The sequence below is a fragment of the Rhodoferax sp. GW821-FHT07G04 genome (assembly GCF_059418585.1).
The window spans coordinates 1,070,741-1,087,386 of the sequence record NZ_JBWKQD010000001.1 but is presented as its reverse complement, the minus strand read 5'-3'; the positions used below and the strand labels follow the sequence as shown (position 1 = coordinate 1,087,386).

Annotated in this window: 11 protein-coding genes; 3 read left to right on the top strand and 8 right to left on the bottom strand. The window is 61.2% G+C overall.

Annotated features, from left to right (window positions below):
• Window positions 1-11: 11 nt before the first annotated feature.
• Window positions 12-1,376, bottom strand: coding sequence for a glutathione-disulfide reductase (gorA, locus tag AC07OO_RS05005; protein ID WP_495080947.1), 1,365 nt, complete (start codon window positions 1,374-1,376; stop codon window positions 12-14).
• 110 nt (window positions 1,377-1,486) lie between these two features.
• Between gorA and AC07OO_RS05000 the strand changes: the two genes are divergently transcribed.
• Window positions 1,487-4,453, top strand: a complete 2,967-nt coding sequence (locus AC07OO_RS05000; RefSeq protein ID WP_495080946.1) for an aconitate hydratase — start codon at window positions 1,487-1,489, stop codon at window positions 4,451-4,453.
• A 160-nt stretch (window positions 4,454-4,613) separates the two neighbouring features.
• Here AC07OO_RS05000 and AC07OO_RS04995 read toward each other — a convergent pair whose 3' ends face one another.
• On the bottom strand, window positions 4,614-6,170 hold the full coding sequence (locus tag AC07OO_RS04995) for a WS/DGAT/MGAT family O-acyltransferase (RefSeq protein WP_495080945.1): 1,557 nt from the start codon (window positions 6,168-6,170) through the stop codon (window positions 4,614-4,616).
• Between the two features lie 142 nt (window positions 6,171-6,312).
• On the opposite strand from AC07OO_RS04995, the gene AC07OO_RS04990 reads away from it, so the two are divergent.
• Window positions 6,313-7,173 (top strand): curli production assembly/transport component CsgG, encoded by an 861-nt coding sequence (locus tag AC07OO_RS04990; protein ID WP_495080944.1) that lies wholly within the window; start codon window positions 6,313-6,315, stop codon window positions 7,171-7,173.
• Window positions 7,174-7,214: 41 nt separating this feature from the next.
• On the opposite strand, the gene AC07OO_RS04985 is transcribed toward AC07OO_RS04990, so the two are convergent.
• A complete protein-coding gene (locus AC07OO_RS04985) occupies window positions 7,215-8,093 on the bottom strand; it encodes a YbhB/YbcL family Raf kinase inhibitor-like protein (RefSeq protein WP_495080943.1) in 879 nt (292 codons plus the stop codon).
• A gap of 337 nt (window positions 8,094-8,430) precedes the next feature.
• Between AC07OO_RS04985 and AC07OO_RS04980 the strand changes: the two genes are divergently transcribed.
• Complete coding sequence (locus AC07OO_RS04980; protein WP_495080942.1) at window positions 8,431-9,036, top strand: DVUA0089 family protein; 606 nt, start codon at window positions 8,431-8,433, stop codon at window positions 9,034-9,036.
• Window positions 9,037-9,102: 66 nt separating this feature from the next.
• Here AC07OO_RS04980 and AC07OO_RS04975 read toward each other — a convergent pair whose 3' ends face one another.
• The 5 genes from AC07OO_RS04975 to AC07OO_RS04955 all read right to left on the bottom strand — a co-directional run bounded on the left by AC07OO_RS04975 (window position 9,103) and on the right by AC07OO_RS04955 (window position 16,519).
• Window positions 9,103-10,596, bottom strand: coding sequence for a carboxypeptidase M32 (locus AC07OO_RS04975; protein WP_495080941.1), 1,494 nt, complete (start codon window positions 10,594-10,596; stop codon window positions 9,103-9,105).
• On the bottom strand, window positions 10,593-11,528 hold the full coding sequence (locus AC07OO_RS04970; RefSeq protein ID WP_495080940.1) for a peptidylprolyl isomerase: 936 nt from the start codon (window positions 11,526-11,528) through the stop codon (window positions 10,593-10,595). The genes AC07OO_RS04975 and AC07OO_RS04970 overlap by 4 nt, the downstream gene beginning before the upstream one ends.
• A gap of 5 nt (window positions 11,529-11,533) precedes the next feature.
• Entirely contained in the window at window positions 11,534-13,720 is a 2,187-nt protein-coding gene (locus AC07OO_RS04965; RefSeq protein WP_495080939.1) for a prolyl oligopeptidase family serine peptidase, read from the bottom strand.
• A 152-nt stretch (window positions 13,721-13,872) separates the two neighbouring features.
• Window positions 13,873-15,393, bottom strand: coding sequence for an L-piperidine-6-carboxylate dehydrogenase (amaB, locus tag AC07OO_RS04960; protein ID WP_495080938.1), 1,521 nt, complete (start codon window positions 15,391-15,393; stop codon window positions 13,873-13,875).
• A gap of 31 nt (window positions 15,394-15,424) precedes the next feature.
• Entirely contained in the window at window positions 15,425-16,519 is a 1,095-nt protein-coding gene (locus AC07OO_RS04955) for a saccharopine dehydrogenase family protein (RefSeq protein WP_495080937.1), read from the bottom strand.
• Window positions 16,520-16,646: the final 127 nt, after the last annotated feature.

The window sequence follows — 16,646 nt, the reverse complement described above, 5'->3', positions numbered from 1 at the left end:
GGGTTAGGGTGTCACAGTGCGTGTCGCACCGTGGGAGTGCGCATGGTAACCAATTCCTCCGCGGCTGTGGGGTGCACCGCCAGCGTGGCGTCCAGTGCACTCTTGGTAGCCTGCATCTGCAATGCCACGCCGACCAGTTGGGCCATCTCGCCCGTATCCGGCCCGACGCCGTGAAAGCCGAGCACGCGATCGGTGTCGCGGTCCACTAGCAGCTTTAACAGCATCTTGCCGGTGTGGCCGGAGAGTGTTGCCTTCATCGGGCGAAAACTGGTGCGGTACACGTCCAGGCGTGGATAGCGCTGCAAGGCCGCCTCTTCAGTCAAACCGACAACACCCAACTCTGGTGTGGTGAACACGGCAGTGGGAACCAGCGTGTGGTCCACGCCGCGCGGCGTGCCACCGAAAAGGGTGTCGGCGAAGGCATGGCCTTCGCGTATGGCCATGGGAGTCAGGTTGACGCGATTGGTGACATCGCCCACGGCGTGGATGTTAGGGATTGCGGTCTGGCTGAATGCGTTCACGGGAATGGCACCATGGACATCCAGTGCAATACCCAGGGCCTCCAGCCCCAGGTTATGGGTATTGGGCTTGCGGCCCAGCGCGCGCAACACACAGTCGGTGGCCAACACCTCGCCATTGTCCAGCGTCACCTGTAAACCGTCGTGTGTCCGGGCAATGGCTGTGACGTGGCGCTGGAAGTCGAATTGCAGTCCGCTCTCGATCAGCTCATGGGTCAAGTGGGTGCGCACGTCCTGGTCAAAGCCACGCAGCACCTGCTCGCCACGCACCACCACGCGCACCTGGGCGCCCAGCCGCTGCAGCACGCAGGCCAGTTCCAGTGCGATGTAGCCCGCGCCCTGCACCACCACCCGCTTGGGCAGGGTCTCCAGGTCAAAGAAACCATTGGAGTCAATGGCAAGCTCTTGGCCAGGAATGGCGTTACCCCCCGCCGGTGCTGCGCCTGTTGCTATCAAAATATGACTGGCCTGCAGTGTTGTGCCATCGGCCAGCATCACAGCGTTGCGGTCCACCAGGTGGGCGCGCCCCGCAAAAAGCTGCACGCCAGAAGCTAGCAGGTTGTTGCGGTAGATGCCCTCCAGGCGGGCTACTTCGGCATCGCGTCGGGCCTTGAGCGCGGCCCAGTCAAACCGGGTTTCGCCGATAGTCCAGCCGTAGCCGGCTGCTTCTTCAAACTCCTGGGCGAAGCGCGAGGCGTAGACCATCAGCTTCTTGGGCACGCAACCGCGTATCACGCAGGTGCCGCCCAGCCGGTACTCCTCCACCAGCGCCACGCGGGCGCCATGGCCGGCTGCAATGCGCGCTGCCCGCACGCCGCCAGAACCACCGCCCACCACAATCAAATCAAACGAAGACATGGGAAGCCTTTAGAAGTTATTCGTGAAACTGTGGCCATTGCCCGGCGTACAGACAGGTTAGCAGCATGCTGCCAGAATGTATTGCATTGCCCATGGACCAGGAGTAGTCGATGCCCCACAGCTTTTCTTACACCCTCAAGTCTTTCAGCACGGCGGCTGGCAAGACCGGTGCCTTTTATTCTCTGCCTGCGCTGGCCAAGCGCTTTCCCACTGTAAAGCGACTGCCAATGTCCTTGCGCATCGTGCTGGAAAGCGTTTTACGACACTGCGATGGCAAGAAGGTGACAGCCGACCACGTCGCAGAGTTGGCCAATTGGCAGCCACGGGCTGAGCGCAGCGCGGAGATACCCTTTGTGGTGTCCCGTGTGGTGTTGCAGGACTTCACCGGCGTCCCGCTGCTGGCTGACCTGGCCGCGATGCGCAGTGCCGCCAAGCGCCTGGGCAAGGACCCGGCACGTATTGAGCCCCTGGTGCCAGTGGACCTGGTGGTGGACCACTCGGTGATGGTGGACCACTATGGCAAGAAAAACTCGCTGGACCTGAACATGAAGCTGGAATTCCAGCGCAACCGCGAGCGCTACGAATTCATGAAGTGGGGCATGCAGGCTTTTGACACCTTTGGCGTCGTGCCGCCCGGCTTTGGCATCGTGCACCAGGTCAACCTGGAATACCTGGCCCGCGGCGTGCACAAGGCGCCGCAGCGCGATGCCAAGGGCAAGAAGACCGATCCTTTGTACTACCCCGACACGCTGGTAGGCACCGACAGCCACACGACCATGATCAACGGTATCGGCGTGGTGGGCTGGGGTGTGGGCGGCATCGAGGCCGAGGCGGCGATGCTGGGCCAGCCAGTGTATTTTTTGACGCCAGACGTGGTGGGGTTCGAGTTGCGCGGACGCCTGCGCGAAGGTGTGACGGCCACCGATCTGGTGCTGACCGTGACCGAGATCCTGCGCCAGCACAAGGTGGTGGGCAAGTTTGTCGAATTCTTCGGCGAAGGCACACGCACGCTGAGCCTGCCCGACCGCGCAACCATCGCCAACATGGCACCCGAGTACGGCGCGACGATGGGCTTCTTTCCCGTTGACGAAAAGACCATGGAGTACTTTGCCGGTACGGGGCGCACGCAGGCTGAGATGCAGGCTTTTGAGGCTTACTTCAAAGCCCAGGGGCTGTTTGGCGTGCCCTTGGCGGGTGACATCGATTACTCGCAGGTGGTGACGCTTGATTTGGGGCAGGTCACACCCAGTTTGGCCGGCCCCAAGCGGCCGCAGGACCGCATTGAGCTGGGCAAGGTTGCAGGGCAGTTCGAATCGCTGTTCTCCAAACCCAATGCCGAGAATGGCTTCAACCAGCAGGCCGCCGTGTTCCACACCCGCCATCTGGTGCGGGGCTTTGGTGAGCCCGCTGCGGCCACCATACCGCAGGCCCCACCGACTGCCCTGGGCGCTGCACGCCCGCTTGCGGAGATGGATGCCAACAAGCCGACGCTGGAGGCGCACCACGATGCTCCCGTGGCCGTGGCCGTGGCCGTAGCCGCGACGGGCGGAAGCCGCGCGGACATCACGATCGGTCACGGTGATGTTTTGATTGCTGCCATCACCAGTTGCACCAACACCTCCAATCCCAGCGTGCTGCTGGCGGCCGGGCTGTTGGCCAAGAAGGCGGTGGAGGCGGGCTTGAAGGTGAAGCCCCACATCAAGACCTCGTTGGCACCGGGCTCGCGCATCGTCACCGAATACCTGACCGAGACCGGCCTGCTGCCCTATCTGGAGAAACTGGGCTTTGCGCTGGCTGGTTACGGCTGTACGACCTGTATTGGCAACGCTGGTGACCTGACACCGGAACTGAACGAGGCCATCACCAACAACGACTTGGTCTGTGCCGCTGTGTTGTCGGGCAATCGCAACTTCGAGGCCCGCATTCACCCCAATATCAAAGCCAATTTCCTGGCCAGTCCGCCTCTGGTCGTGGCCTACGCGATTGCCGGCACCGTGACGCGGGACCTGATGACGGAGCCCGTGGGCCAGGGCAGGGGTGGCAAGGATGTCTACTTGGGCGATATCTGGCCCAGCAGCGAGGAAATCCATGCCTTGCTGAAATTTGCGATGAAGGGCAAAGCCTTTCGCGAGAACTACGCCAAGGTCACGACCGAGCCCGGCAAACTGTGGGACAAGATCAAGGGCGTGTCCGGTCAGGCCTACACCTGGCCCACCAGCACCTACATCGCTGAGCCGCCATTTTTCGAGACGTTTGCTATAAAATCAGAAGCGGATAATGTAGATTTGACGGGGGCTAGAGCCAAATATGGCGTAAGCACTTCCGCCGACACCGGGCTTGCAACCCAGGTGCGGGGTGCCCGCATCATGGCGCTGTTTGGCGACTCCATCACCACGGACCATATTTCGCCCGCCGGCTCCATCAAAGAAAGTGCACCGGCTGGGCAATGGCTGCTGGCGCATGGCGTGCAAAAGGCCGATTTCAACTCCTACGGCGCGCGCCGCGGCAACCACGAGGTCATGGTGCGTGGCACCTTCGCCAATGTTCGCATCAAGAATTTGATGCTGCCGTCCAAGGCCGATGGCTCACGCGAGGAAGGGGGCTTCACCCTCTACCAGGGCGCACCCGGGGCAGCCGAGCGCATGACCATATTCGACGCGGCGACGCACTACCAGGCGGCGGGCATTCCGACCGTGGTGTTTGCTGGCGAAGAGTACGGCACTGGTTCCAGCCGCGACTGGGCGGCCAAGGGCACTGCACTGCTGGGCATTCGTGCGGTGGTGGCGCAGAGCTTTGAGCGCATCCACCGCAGCAACCTGGTGGGCATGGGTGTGCTGCCGCTGCAGTTCAAGGCCGGCGATACCTGGGCCCGGCTGGGCCTGACGGGTACCGAGACGGTGGACATCATCCCCGATGCCAAGCTGACGCCGCAAAGCGAGGCCCAACTGGTCATCACCCGCGCCGATGGCTCGCAGACCCACCACACGCTGTTGCTACGGATCGACACGCCCATTGAGGTGGACTACTACCAGGCCGGAGGCATCCTGCCCTACGTGCTGCGGCAGTTGCTGGTGTAGGCGCTGGGCAACAGAGCGTTTTGCTCCGTGTCCTCCGCCCGCTGCGCGGGCTCCCCCTTTACCTGCGCAAAACGCTCTGCCGCCCAGGCTTTCGGGTTAGCGGGTGGCAAGAAAAAAGGGCGGCCCGAAGGCCGCCCTTTTTTGTGTGGAATCGAACGACTCAGGCCGTCGCCACTGCGCGCCTGGTTCGTTTGGCTGCCGGGCGCTTGACCACGGCGGGTGTTGGTTTAGCTGCCTCAACAACCTTGGGCTTGGCGGGCGCCGCCAGTGCCTCTACCGCGGAAGGTGACAAGGCCGGTGTCTGCGCGCGGGCCAGGTCCAGCAGCGTGCGGTGTTCGGCCAGAAGACTGTCGGCTAGGTCATTGACGTCGGGCAACGCGCGGCGGCATGCGATCAGGCCGTAGTCCAGGCGGCCGTTGTAGCTTTGTACGGTCACATTCAGCGCCATGCTGTGGGCCGGGATGGACACCGGGTAATAGCTGACCACCTTGGCGCCAGCAAAGTAGAGTTGCACGGGAATGCCGGCGACGTTGGAGATGACCAGATTGGCGATGGGCGGCATCACATTGGCCAGGCGCGAGCGGCTGAACAGCGAAGCCACGGCCGACATCAGCCAGGGCGCTGCGGGCAGCGGAAAATCGGTGGGGATGGCGGCCTTGAAGCGGCTCATCTTGGCCTTAGTGCTGGCCGACAATTCGTTGATCTTGCGGATACGGGCCAGCGGGTCCTTGATGTCGGTGGCCAGGCTCATCGTGACCATGCTGACCTGGTTATTGGACGTGGTGTCACCCTCGGGGCGCAGGCTCACCGGCACGGCGGCGGACAGCGACTGCGCGGGCAATTCGTTGTTTTCCTTCAGATAGGTGCGCAGCGCGCCGGCGGTGGTGGCCATGACCACGTCGTTCAGCGACACGCCCAGGGCTTTGGCGATCAGCTTTACTTCGGCCAGCGGCACCGTGCGCCCGGCGAAGGTGCGCTGGTTGGTAATGGCCACATTCAGCGAGGTTCGGGGCGCAAACAGCTTGAAGTCCTTGGGCAGCGACCAATCGCGTTTGCCGTCTGGCCCTTTTTCAGGGACCAGTGCGTTTTTGGCAGATTTGGCAATCAGCGGCAGCGACTTAACCAGGCCAACCGATTGCTGCACGGTGTTACGCACGGCGGCACCCAGCAGTTCGGCAATGCCTAATTGGTACTGGTTGCGCCGGGCGCGCGGGCGCGGCGGTTTGATGACGCGGCCGGTGGCCGCCAGATCGAACATGGCCTGGGCCACTGCGACACCAGCCTGGCCGTCGATGCCGGCGTGGTGCAGCTTGCTGTACAGCGCCACCTGGCCACTTTTCAGGCCGTCGATGACAAAGAACTCCCACAAGGGGCGGCTACGGTCCAACAGGCTGGAATGCAGGCGTGCTACATATTGTTGCAATTGGCGATTGCTGCCGGGTTTGGGCAGTGTGACGTGGCGGATGTGGTAGTCCAGGTCAATGTCTTCGTCTTCGACCCACACCGGGTTGGACAGATCCAGCGGCATCAATGCGAGTTTGCGGGTGAAGACCTCGGCGAGGTGCATGCGCTGCTGGATATAGGCCTTGGTGTCTTCGAAAAAATCGCCGCTATAGCCCTCGGGCAAATCCAGCACGTTGAGGGAACCCACATGCATGGGCATTTCTGGCGATTCCAGATGCAAGAACGCGGAATCTACGCCGCTGAGATGTTTCATGGTTACGCCTTTCGCAAAATAAGAGCGACCACAATAGCATGCCCGTTGACAAATGCGAAGGGGTGCCGTGGGCTTGGCTGTCACCTAGATGCAGGCCTGGCCTCGGTTACCATTCGGCCGCATTTTCGAGGAACTTCTATCCATGTCTTCACCTGTTCTATTCCGTTCTTTTTCGCGTTCCTTTGCGCGCGTTCCTGCCGCTACTGCGGTGCTGCTGTGCGCTGTCACCGTGTTGTCGGCTTGCGGCAAGAAAGGTACTGAGTTGGGGGGCGGGAGCTCCGAAGTCACGGGTTCGGCGGGCCCCGCAGGCGCCAAGGGCGCTAACCAGTCCCTGGTCAAGTGTGACGGACCGGTGGCCACGCTGGCTTTGGCCGAAAACCCCAATGGCTACACCATGAGCAGCAGCTATAACCTGCCCAGTTCACCCGTGCCGCTGGTGCGCCTGCTGGCGCAGCAAAGCGGTTGCTTTCGGGTCGTGGACCGTTCCGCCGGGCTGCATGGCACGATACAGGAGCAGCAGCTCAAGGAGAGCGGCATTCTGCGAAAGCAGGGCAACACCGTGGAAAAAGGCAAGGGCTATGAGGCGCAATACACGCTGATTCCCAACCTGACCTTCAGCGAGCAAGACGCCGGGCGCAGTCTGGGCGGCATATTGGCCCATATCCCCATCGTGCGCGATCTGGGTGCATTGATCGGGGTTGTGGAGCAGATCAAGTTCAAGGAAGCCCAAGTGGCGTTGCTGCTGACCGACAACGAAACCACGGAGCAGGTCGCTGCGGCAACCGGCTCTGCGCGCACCACTGACCTGGGCTTAGGTGGCCTTGCCTTTGGTGGCATGGGCGGGGCGGGCGGGATGGGGTGGAGCAACACCAACGAAGGTAAGGTCATTGCTGCCGCGTTTCTGGATGCACACAACAAACTGGTGGTGCAGGCCCGTGAATTGATGGCCAAGGACTTGCCGCCACCCGTGGCGACCAAAAAAACACCCAGCCAAGGCCGATGAGGCCCGGGCTGGGTGTTTTAGGGTGTGGACGGGTTGATGAGTTAAGGGAGTACGCCGGTCAGCGTCGCTTTGCCGATGATGAAGGACTTGAAGTCCAACTCGAACTTGGCGCGGCTGTATTCTGGTACGGTCGTGACCCAAGTGACGTTACTGGTCAATGCATAAACAGTCAGTTTGTAGATGTGCTGCGAGGTTGCAGGACCTGAATAGCCGATGCCAGCAGTACCGCCGGGGCCGATGGTGTAGTTGCTGCCATAAACCACGCCGCTTTGGAGCAATAGATTTTCACCTTCGGCGATGGCTGTCTTTGCGACCGGGAGATTGAAGACGCCCCAATGACGACACGCGCTGATGCCGGCTTGGCAAGGAGCAGTTTCGTCGTCCATGATGATGGCAAACCGCTTGGTACCGTTAGGAATATCCGAAATATTCAATTGCGGTGAGGTATTGCTGCCGCCAGCAGATGTGGCAGCAATGCGCAGCGGAATTGCACCGCCATCGACGTAGGACGTGGAGTTGATAGTCAAGTTGGTGGCGCTTGCGGTCACTGTGGTCGTGGCTAGCGCACTATTGCTTTTTCCGTCGCTTGCCACCAAGGTGATCACATAGAGACCGGCGGCTTCAGGAACAAATGTCGTCTTGGCCGATGTCGTGGACGTGAGGCTGGCCGTGCTGGCCGTCGGGCGTTGCAGAATCGACCATGAATAAGTGATCGAATCGTTGTTGGCGTCTGTAGTTCCAGTGCCGTCCAGCGTAACGGTGGAACCAACCAACACATTCTGTGGGGCCCCCGCGTTGGCGACAGGCGGAACATTGCAGGAATTGACGCCGAGTGTGCAGTCATTGCCCTTGCTGTCACCGCTGCCTCCGCACCCTGCCAGCAAAGCGGCACTCAATCCCACGCAAACTAGAAATTTCATTTTAGATATCCCATATATTGACCCGGTGATTGTGCATGAGAGTCGCTCTCTTTTCAATAGCACACGGTTTTGCCCCAATGAACCATCTTTTTGACGAAAAGTAAAGTGTTTCAAATTGTCACGCGATTGTGTGGCCGGGTTTTAAGGCAGAGGGCGGTCCGACCTTCTCTGTCCGGAGTCGTGGGTAGATAGTCCATTCGGACTATTGGAGCTTCGATACCCCCCACTTACACTCCCTCGCGGCACCGAGGTCCCGTATATGCGGGGTGGTGTTTAGCTTCAGGCCTTGCTCGGGAGGGCGGGCCTTCATCCCATTTTGCAGAAACAAAAAATCAGCATGAAACTCAAATCTCTTGCCTTGGCTCTGGCGTTGACCGCAGCGGCTGGCGCTCAAGCGGCGACCTTTGACTTTGACGGCAACATCGCTACGCACAAAGACGTCATCCAGATCAACTTCTCTTTGTTGACTGACGCCACCAATGTCAAGGTGTGGACCGATTCTTTCCTGAATGGGGTCAACTTCGACCCCATCACCGCTGTCTGGTCCCAGTCCAACACGGGCTGGTCCTTGATTGGCCAAAATGACGACAACGCTGGCATTGCCCCAGGGCAAACCCGTTACGACTCCGGTCTGACCTTTGCCAGCCTGGCTGCTGGTAGCTACAAGTTTACGATCGCAACCTACAACAACTTTGCCAACGGCACGACCCTGGCCCAAGGTTTCCGTTTTGACAACCAGACCGCCATCCCGTTGGCGCAATGGACACAACCCGCCAACCACGGCAACATGGGTTCGCACTACAGCGTGCACCTGTCTGGTGTGGACTCTGCTGTCAACGCAGTGCCCGAACCCGAAACCTACGCCATGCTGCTGGCTGGCCTGGGCATCTTGGGTGCGGTGACCCGTCGCAAGAATCGCAATAAGAGCGCGTCCGCCGCTTGAGGTCTGCACTAGAGTGAAAAAAAAGCCCCGCTTGGCGGGGCTTTTTGCATTGTGTCGTGCGTGCTTTCACGCCCCGAGGTAACGGGTCTCCAGGTGCTGGCGAAAGTGCTTGGCATTGAGGGGCTCGCCGGTGGCGCGGCTCACCAATGCATCCGTGGACCAGCGGCTGGCCTGGCTCCAGATATTGGCGTCCAGCCAGGCCATGACGGGCGACAGATCGCCGTTTGCAATGCGGGTATCCATGTCAGGATGCTGCTTGCGGATGGTCGCAAAATACTGCGCGGCATACATGGCACCCAAGGTATAGCTGGGGAAATAGCCGAACATGCCGGAAGGCCAGTGGATGTCCTGCAGGCAGCCGTTGTTGAAATCACCCGCCACATCCACCCCTAGGTAGTCCTGCATCTTGGTGGTCCACAGTGCAGGGATATCCTCGGCCTCGATTTCACCGGCAATCAAGGCTCGCTCAATCTCGAACCGCAAAATCACGTGGGCCGGGTAGGTCAATTCGTCGGCATCCACGCGGATAAAGCCGCGCTGCACCCGGGTAAAGAGGCGCGCCAGATTGCTGGCGTCAAAAGCCGGCTGATCGCCCAGATGCTTCTTTACCAAGGGTGCAATCAGGCGTAGAAAGGCCGGGCTGCGCGCCAACTGCATCTCGAAGGACAGGCTCTGGCTCTCGTGTATGCCCATGGAGCGCGCGCGGCCCACCGGCAGGTACAGCGTGTCGCGCGGCAGGCGCTGCTCGTAACGAGCATGGCCAGTTTCGTGGATGATGCCCATCAGGCTGGGCGCAAAGCTGGCCGCGTTGTAGCGGGTGGTGATGCGCACATCCTGCGGGACGCCGCCGCAAAACGGGTGGGTGGAGATATCCAGTCGACCGCCTTCGAAATCAAAACCCAGCAGACTCATAATCTCTACGCCCAGCGCACGCTGTTGTTCGATAGGGAAAGGGCCGTCGGCCTGGACAACGGCTTCAGATCGCTGTTTGGCCAGCACTTTATTGATCAGATCCGGCAACCAGGTTTTGACTTCGCCGAATAGCTGGGTGATGGCGCTCTCCCGCATGCCAGGCTCAAACTTGTCCATCAGCGCTTCATAGGGTGTGTTGCCAGTCGCGTCCGCCAGAAAGCGGGCTTCTTGGCGGGCCAACGCAACAACCTCACGGAAATTGCCCAGGAAGCCTTGCCAGTCATTGGCCTTGCGCTGGGTGCGCCAGGCGTGTTCGCATCGTGCACTGGCCAGGCTCTGCGCCTCCACCAGGTCTTGTGGTAGTTGATTGACCAGTGCCCATTCGCGGTGCATCTCTACCAGGCTGGCCTGGTCGGCCTCGGGCAGATTGGCCTGCTGTGCCGCATCGAATTGGGCCTTCAGCGCAGGATTGGTCAGCGTCTGGTGCATCAGCACCTGCAGTTCGGCCATGGCCGCCGCACGCGCCTCATTGCCCTTGGCAGGCATCATGGCTGCTTGGTCCCAACTGGCGATGGATGCCAGATGGCTGTAGTGGTGCAGGCGCTTGAAGGTGGCGTTCAACGACGCCAAAGCGGATGCTGCTGTCATGGTGTGCCGTCCTTTGGAATGGGGCGTGTGGGTACGCTGCGGTTGCAGATGTTGCTGTGCAAGGCACTGCGCACGGCCCAACCCCCAATGGCGTGGCGGCTGGCTTCCACCAGCGAGCGCCAGGTGGCGGTGTCCGTGCGCATGATTTCGATGTTGGGTTGCTCGGCGGCGGGAATGTCCGCCAGCATGCGCGCACGGGTGATGGGGATGTAGGCCTCCGGCTTGTCGTAAAAGCCCATGGGGCCGGGACCGCGCGGCATGGAGGACAACACATCCATGCCCTTGACGACGCGGCCTACCACGGTGATGTTCAGGTCCAAGGCCCGTGGTGCCTGGCCGTTGATGGCATACAGGCTGGTACCGTTGCTGCTGTCGGGCTTGGTGCTGCGCGCTGCGCCCACGACGCCATAGCAGTGTGCCAACCAGGCTTTGTTCTTCGCCGGGTCGGCAGCCACCGGCATGCCGTCTACAAAACCGCTGACCGGCGCCCAGCCATCGGGGTCGGTGAACTTGGTGATGGGCAAACCTTTGAACGGAATCGAGAACTCAGCCGGCAATTCGGCCAGGGCCGTGCCCAGGGGTTTGAGCTTTTCCTTCTCTTTTTCGTCGTCTGCAGGATCAGCCCACTGGGTGACGTAGTTATCTTGCACGCGCACCACCGCGGAGCCGGTGTAGTAGCCCTCGCGGGTCAGCGTGCGGATATTGGCGGCATGCTTGGGCGCAAAGCGCGGTGCCAGTTCCAGAATCACGGACTGGCCATTGATCTCCATGACCAGTGTGTTCTCCGGTTCGAGCTTGCGCCAATCGCTGGGGGCCGACTGCTTGATGATGTCGGCCTGGCTGACGGTGGGTGGTTTGGCTGCGATGGCTGCCTGGCACGCTGCCAGGGCGATGCAGGCTATGGCCAGTTGGGTCTTGGTAGGCGTATTCACGTTCATCACTCCTTGAGGGTGGTCTTGCCCATTTGCCACAGCAGGAAGCTGTAGATATCGGCGGACATGGCATTGCGCTGGGTGGCGGTGCTGCCCATGCCATGGCCGGCTTGCATGTCCAGGCGCAGCAGCACGGGCTTGTGGCTGCTGGAAGCGGCTTGCAGGCGTGCTGCAGCCTTGCCGCTGTGCCATACATCGACACGGGGGTCATTCATGCCATGCACTAAGAGTACGGCCGGGTAGGGCGTGCCGTCCACGATGTGGTGGTAGGTGCTCATCTCCAGCAATGCCGGAAATTCCTTGGCGTTGGCAAAGCTACCAAATTCGGAAATATTGGTAATGCCATTGGCGCTGTCTTCCGCACGCACGGCATCCATGACGCCCACATCAAAGATGGCCGCAGCAAACAATTGCGGCGCCGTGGTGACCGTGCGACCCACAAAAATACCGCCCGCGCTGGTGCCCATGACGGCCAAGGTCTTCGGCGTCGCATAGCCTTGTGCGATCAGGTACTCGGCACAGGTCACGCCATCTTTCCAGGTGTTGGACTTTGTGGCCTTTTGGCCCGCGCGGTACCAGGTGTCACCATGTACACCGCTGCCGCGCACATTGGCCAGTGCCAGCACCCCACCTTGCTCGATCCAGGCCAGGCGCGCAGCGGAGAAGCCCGCGGTGATGGAATGCCCATAGGCGCCATAGGCGTTGAGCAGGGTCGGGTTGCTGCCATCCCGCTTGAGCCCCTTCTTGTAGAGCAGGGTCATGGGGACGAGTGCACCATCGTGGCTGGGTACTTCCACGTTCACCACTTCCACGTCGGGCGGATGCGGCAAGGCTGGAGTGGTATGCAGGCCTGTGTCGACCGAGACATCGCCCTGGAGCACAAAACTCCGCGGTGTCTGGGTCCACCCGCTCAAGGTGTACAGCACATCGGTGTAGGCATGTGCCAGGTCACGGCTGACGGTGGCGGCCCCTTTGAAGGGCATGGGTATGGATTCGCCTTGCGTATTGCCATCGCGGTAGCGGCGTGGAACGATTTCTGTGCCTTGGCGTACCGATGCAATGAGGGCGTCGCGTGTCAGCGTGAAATCCTCCAGCACGCCGTCGGCGGGGGCGGTGGCTACTTCCACCGCATTCTGCAAACGCGGTTTGCGCAGGTCCAGTTTCATGATCCGCTTGCGGGGGGCATTGGCATGGGTCATGAAATACAGGTAGTCGCCACGCAGGTCTATGGCCTCGATCTTGTCCTGGTAGCCTGAGATCCGGGTCCACACGGTATGGGGCTTGCCCAGATCCGAGGTGCGGGCCACGAACAGCAAGCCTTCAGGCAACGTGGTGTCGGTGGTGCGCGCAATCATCCAGGGACTGGCCGTCGCAAATTGGATGGACGCGACGTCCAAGCGCGCCAGTCCCAACTGGGTTGTCACCGTGGGGCCGAACACGGCTTGTGCGTTCGTGGCGCCGACCTTCAGCCACATCACGCGGCTGTCCAGATAGGTTTCGCTTTCGGGTTCGCCCGGTGTGGATGCTTTGAGCTGGTTGAAGGTCAGCGAGTGGCTGTCCGGCAGCCAATGCACCAGACCTTCGTGTACGCGGGGAATGGGCTGGCCCATCGTCTTGCCGGTGGCGATCTCCAGCACGTAGAGGGACGCATCTTCCGAGCCGCCAGCTGACATGCCATAGGCCACATACTTGCCGTCCCACGACGGCCGGAAGTAGTTGACGGCATGCGGCACGCCGGTGCGTTTGGCTTCCAGTTCCGGGTCGACCAGAATGCGTTCGGCGCCTTGCAGGCCCAGGCGCATGGCCAGCTTGTATTGGCGTTCGCCCTTGGGGCGCTTGAGGTAAAAGACTCTGTCACCCTGCAGGCGGATGAGGCTGCTGATGGCGTCACCGTTGGCCGAGGTCAACTCCGTGATGCGCTTCTCCAGCGCATCGCGGCCGGCAATGCGGTCCAGTGTGGCACGGGCATATTCGCCTTGGCCTTTGTACCAGGTCTGCACCTCGGGGTTTTTTACGCTCTCTAAATAGCGGTAGGGGTCAGTGAGCGTGACGCTGTGCAGTGTTTCGCGAACTTCTTTGACTGGCGCAACGGGCGCGCTCGGGTTCTCGATGGCACAGCACACAGACCCCACTGCGATCAGCAGTGCGCCCAGTGCCGGCTGGATGATGGTTCTGGATATCAACCGGTTCATGGCTACCTTTGGTGTTGGTAAGCCCGCAAGCATAACGCGGACTACCAGGCCCAATGGACAGACCGGTGTATCGGAGGGGTGGACGGCGGTTTGCTGGGGTTGGACAGCGCCGGTGGCGTGCTCGCTACGTAGCGAGCACGCCAGCTTGTTCCTTAGCCCAGGTCGAAACGCACGCCCTGTGCCAGCGGCAATTCCCGCGAGTAGTTGACCGTATTGGTCGCGCGGCGCATATAGGCTTTCCACGCATCCGAGCCCGATTCACGGCCGCCGCCGGTCTGCTTCTCGCCACCAAAGGCACCACCAATTTCGGCGCCCGAAGTGCCGATGTTGACATTGGCAATACCGCAGTCGGAGCCCGCTGCCGACATGAACTGCTCGGCCTCGCGCACATCGGTCGTGAAGATGGACGACGACAGACCCTGGGGCACATCGTTGTTCAACGCAATGGCTTCAGACAGCTCGCTGTACTGCAGCACATACAGGATGGGCACAAAGGTCTCGTGGCGCACCACCTCGGTCTGCGCGGGCATCTGCACCAGGGCCGGGCGCACATAGAAAGCGTTGGGGAAACGGTCCTGCAAGGCACGTTCACCGCCGGCCACCACACCGCCTTGGGCCTTGGCCTGCTCTAGCGCAGACTGCATGGCATCAAATGCGGCACCGTCGATCAGCGGGCCGACCAGCGTGCCCTCTTCCAGTGGCGAGCCGATCTTGAAGCTGGCAAAGGCGCGGGTCAGCCGCGAGACCAGGTCCGCATGGACTGACTTGTGGACGATCAGGCGGCGAGCGGTAGTGCAACGCTGGCCCGCGGTGCCGGCTGCGGCGAAGGCCACGGCACGCACGGCCATGTCCAGGTCGGCAGACGGCGCCACGATGATGGCGTTGTTGCCACCCAGTTCCAGCAGGCTGCGGCCAAAGCGTGCCGCCACGCGTGGACCCACAGCCTGGCCCATGCGGGTGCTGCCGGTGGCCGATACGAGAGCGACCTTGGTGTCGTCGACCAGGGCTTGACCCACGTCTGCGCGACCCATCACCAATTGCGACAGGTTGGCCGTGCGGTCCGCACCAAAACGTTGGCACGCACGGTCAAACACGGCCTGCACGGCCAGCGCGCACAGCGGAGTCTTCTCGGACGGCTTCCACACCACGGTGTCGCCGCAAACCAGGGCCAAGGCGGCATTCCACGCCCACACAGCCACGGGGAAGTTGAACGCGGTGATCACACCCACCACACCCAGCGGATGCCAGGTTTCCATCATGCGGTGACCGGGCCGCTCGGACGCAATGGTCAGGCCGTACAGCTGGCGCGACAGGCCCACGGCGAAATCGCATATGTCGATCATCTCTTGCACTTCGCCCAGTCCTTCGGACAGGACCTTGCCGGCCTCCAGCGACACCAGCGTGCCCAGTGCCTGCTTGTGTTCGCGCAGCTCTTCACCGAGCAGACGCACCAGTTCACCGCGTTGCGGTGCGGGCACGGAGCGCCAGCTTTGGTGCGCGGCGTGCGCGCGGCCGATGACAGCCGCCACTTCGGTCAAGGCGGTTTCGTGCACTTGGCCCAGGTTTGCGCCGTCGATGGGTGAGCGGGATGCCAGCGCACCACCCGTATAGGCAGTGGCGGACACACCCAGGCGCGTCAGCAGGGTTTGGATGGAATCATGGGGATTGGACATGGTGTCTCCGTAAGCGGTAAAAACGGCAGGCTTAACCGATGGACTCAACTTGGCGCGACTGTTGGTACGCCTTGCCAAAGCGGTTGGCCAGGAAAGCTGGCAACTCTACCTGTTCTTGGCGGATGAAACCAGATTGCGGCAATTTGCCCTCACGGAACAGATCGACAGCCGCGCAGATGCCGGCGGCGGTGGTGATCTGGATGGCGCTCAGCGGGGCCTTTTCGTCGCGGTCCGCAAAGATCTTGCGGGCAAAAACTTCCTGCACCAGGTGGCCGTCGCGCTCGCCGCTGACGGTCACAAACACCAGCACCACGTCCTGCATGGTCAGCGGGATGGACTTGCGCAGAATGTCCTTCAGCGTTTCCTGGTCATGTTTCATACCCAGCTCTTGCAACAGCATCTTCATGATGTCGCAGTGGCCGGGGTAGCGCACGGTCTTGTAGTCCAGTGTATTGACTTTGCCCTTCAGGGTCTCGCACAGCGTGCCCAGGCCGCCGGAGGTGTTGAAGGCCTCGTACTCGGTGCCATCCAGCGAGAAATGCTCCATGCCTTCCAGCGGCAGCACTTCGATGATTTCGCCGTCGCGAATCGCTTCGCAAGGGTGGCAGTATTCGTTGATCAGGCCGTCCACGCTCCAGGTCAGGTTGTATTTCAATGAATTGGTGGGGAAGGCGGGCAGTGCGCCCACGCGCATCTTCACTTCGTGTAGCTTGCTGAACTTCTTGCTCAGGTGGTGGGCCACGATGCCAATGAAGCCGGGTGCCAGGCCGCATTGGGGCATGAAGGCGGTCTTGGCACCTTCGGCCATGCGCATGATCTCGCGGGTGGCGGCCACGTCTTCGGTCAGGTCAAAGTAGTGGCAGCCGGCCTCCAGCGCTTGGGCTGCAGCCATCGTGGCCAGGTGGTAGGGCAGGGCGTTGACGACGGCGTCATAACCTTTGAGCGCGGCGCGCAAAGCGGCGGCGTCCGAGGTGTCGATCTGTGCCACTTCCAATGGCAGGTGGCGCAGCTTCTTCAGCGCTTCTTCGCTGCGGTCCACGACCTTGACCTGGTAGTCACCCGATCCGGACAACAAAGTGGCAATCGTTTGGCCAATGTGGCCCGCACCCATCAGAACAACACGCATGGAAATCTCCTGGTTAATAAGTTTGGATGAAAGAAGTCTAGGTGCAGGTTCGGACGAATTAAATAGGCATTTTGACGAATTGGTTGATAAAACAGACGATTCGTCATAGTATTTAGTCAATATGAAA

Coding starts and splice junctions, on each gene's coding strand:
- AC07OO_RS04955 (WP_495080937.1), bottom strand. CDS start 16,519: ATGCGTGTTGTTCTGATGGGTGCGGGCCACATTGGCCAAACGATTGCC.
- AC07OO_RS04980 (WP_495080942.1), top strand. CDS start 8,431: ATGAAACTCAAATCTCTTGCCTTGGCTCTGGCGTTGACCGCAGCGGCT.
- AC07OO_RS04990 (WP_495080944.1), top strand. CDS start 6,313: ATGTCTTCACCTGTTCTATTCCGTTCTTTTTCGCGTTCCTTTGCGCGC.
- AC07OO_RS04965 (WP_495080939.1), bottom strand. CDS start 13,720: ATGAACCGGTTGATATCCAGAACCATCATCCAGCCGGCACTGGGCGCA.
- gorA (WP_495080947.1), bottom strand. CDS start 1,376: ATGTCTTCGTTTGATTTGATTGTGGTGGGCGGTGGTTCTGGCGGCGTG.
- amaB (WP_495080938.1), bottom strand. CDS start 15,393: ATGTCCAATCCCCATGATTCCATCCAAACCCTGCTGACGCGCCTGGGT.
- AC07OO_RS04975 (WP_495080941.1), bottom strand. CDS start 10,596: ATGACAGCAGCATCCGCTTTGGCGTCGTTGAACGCCACCTTCAAGCGC.
- AC07OO_RS04995 (WP_495080945.1), bottom strand. CDS start 6,170: ATGAAACATCTCAGCGGCGTAGATTCCGCGTTCTTGCATCTGGAATCG.
- AC07OO_RS04985 (WP_495080943.1), bottom strand. CDS start 8,093: ATGAAATTTCTAGTTTGCGTGGGATTGAGTGCCGCTTTGCTGGCAGGG.
- AC07OO_RS05000 (WP_495080946.1), top strand. CDS start 1,487: ATGCCCCACAGCTTTTCTTACACCCTCAAGTCTTTCAGCACGGCGGCT.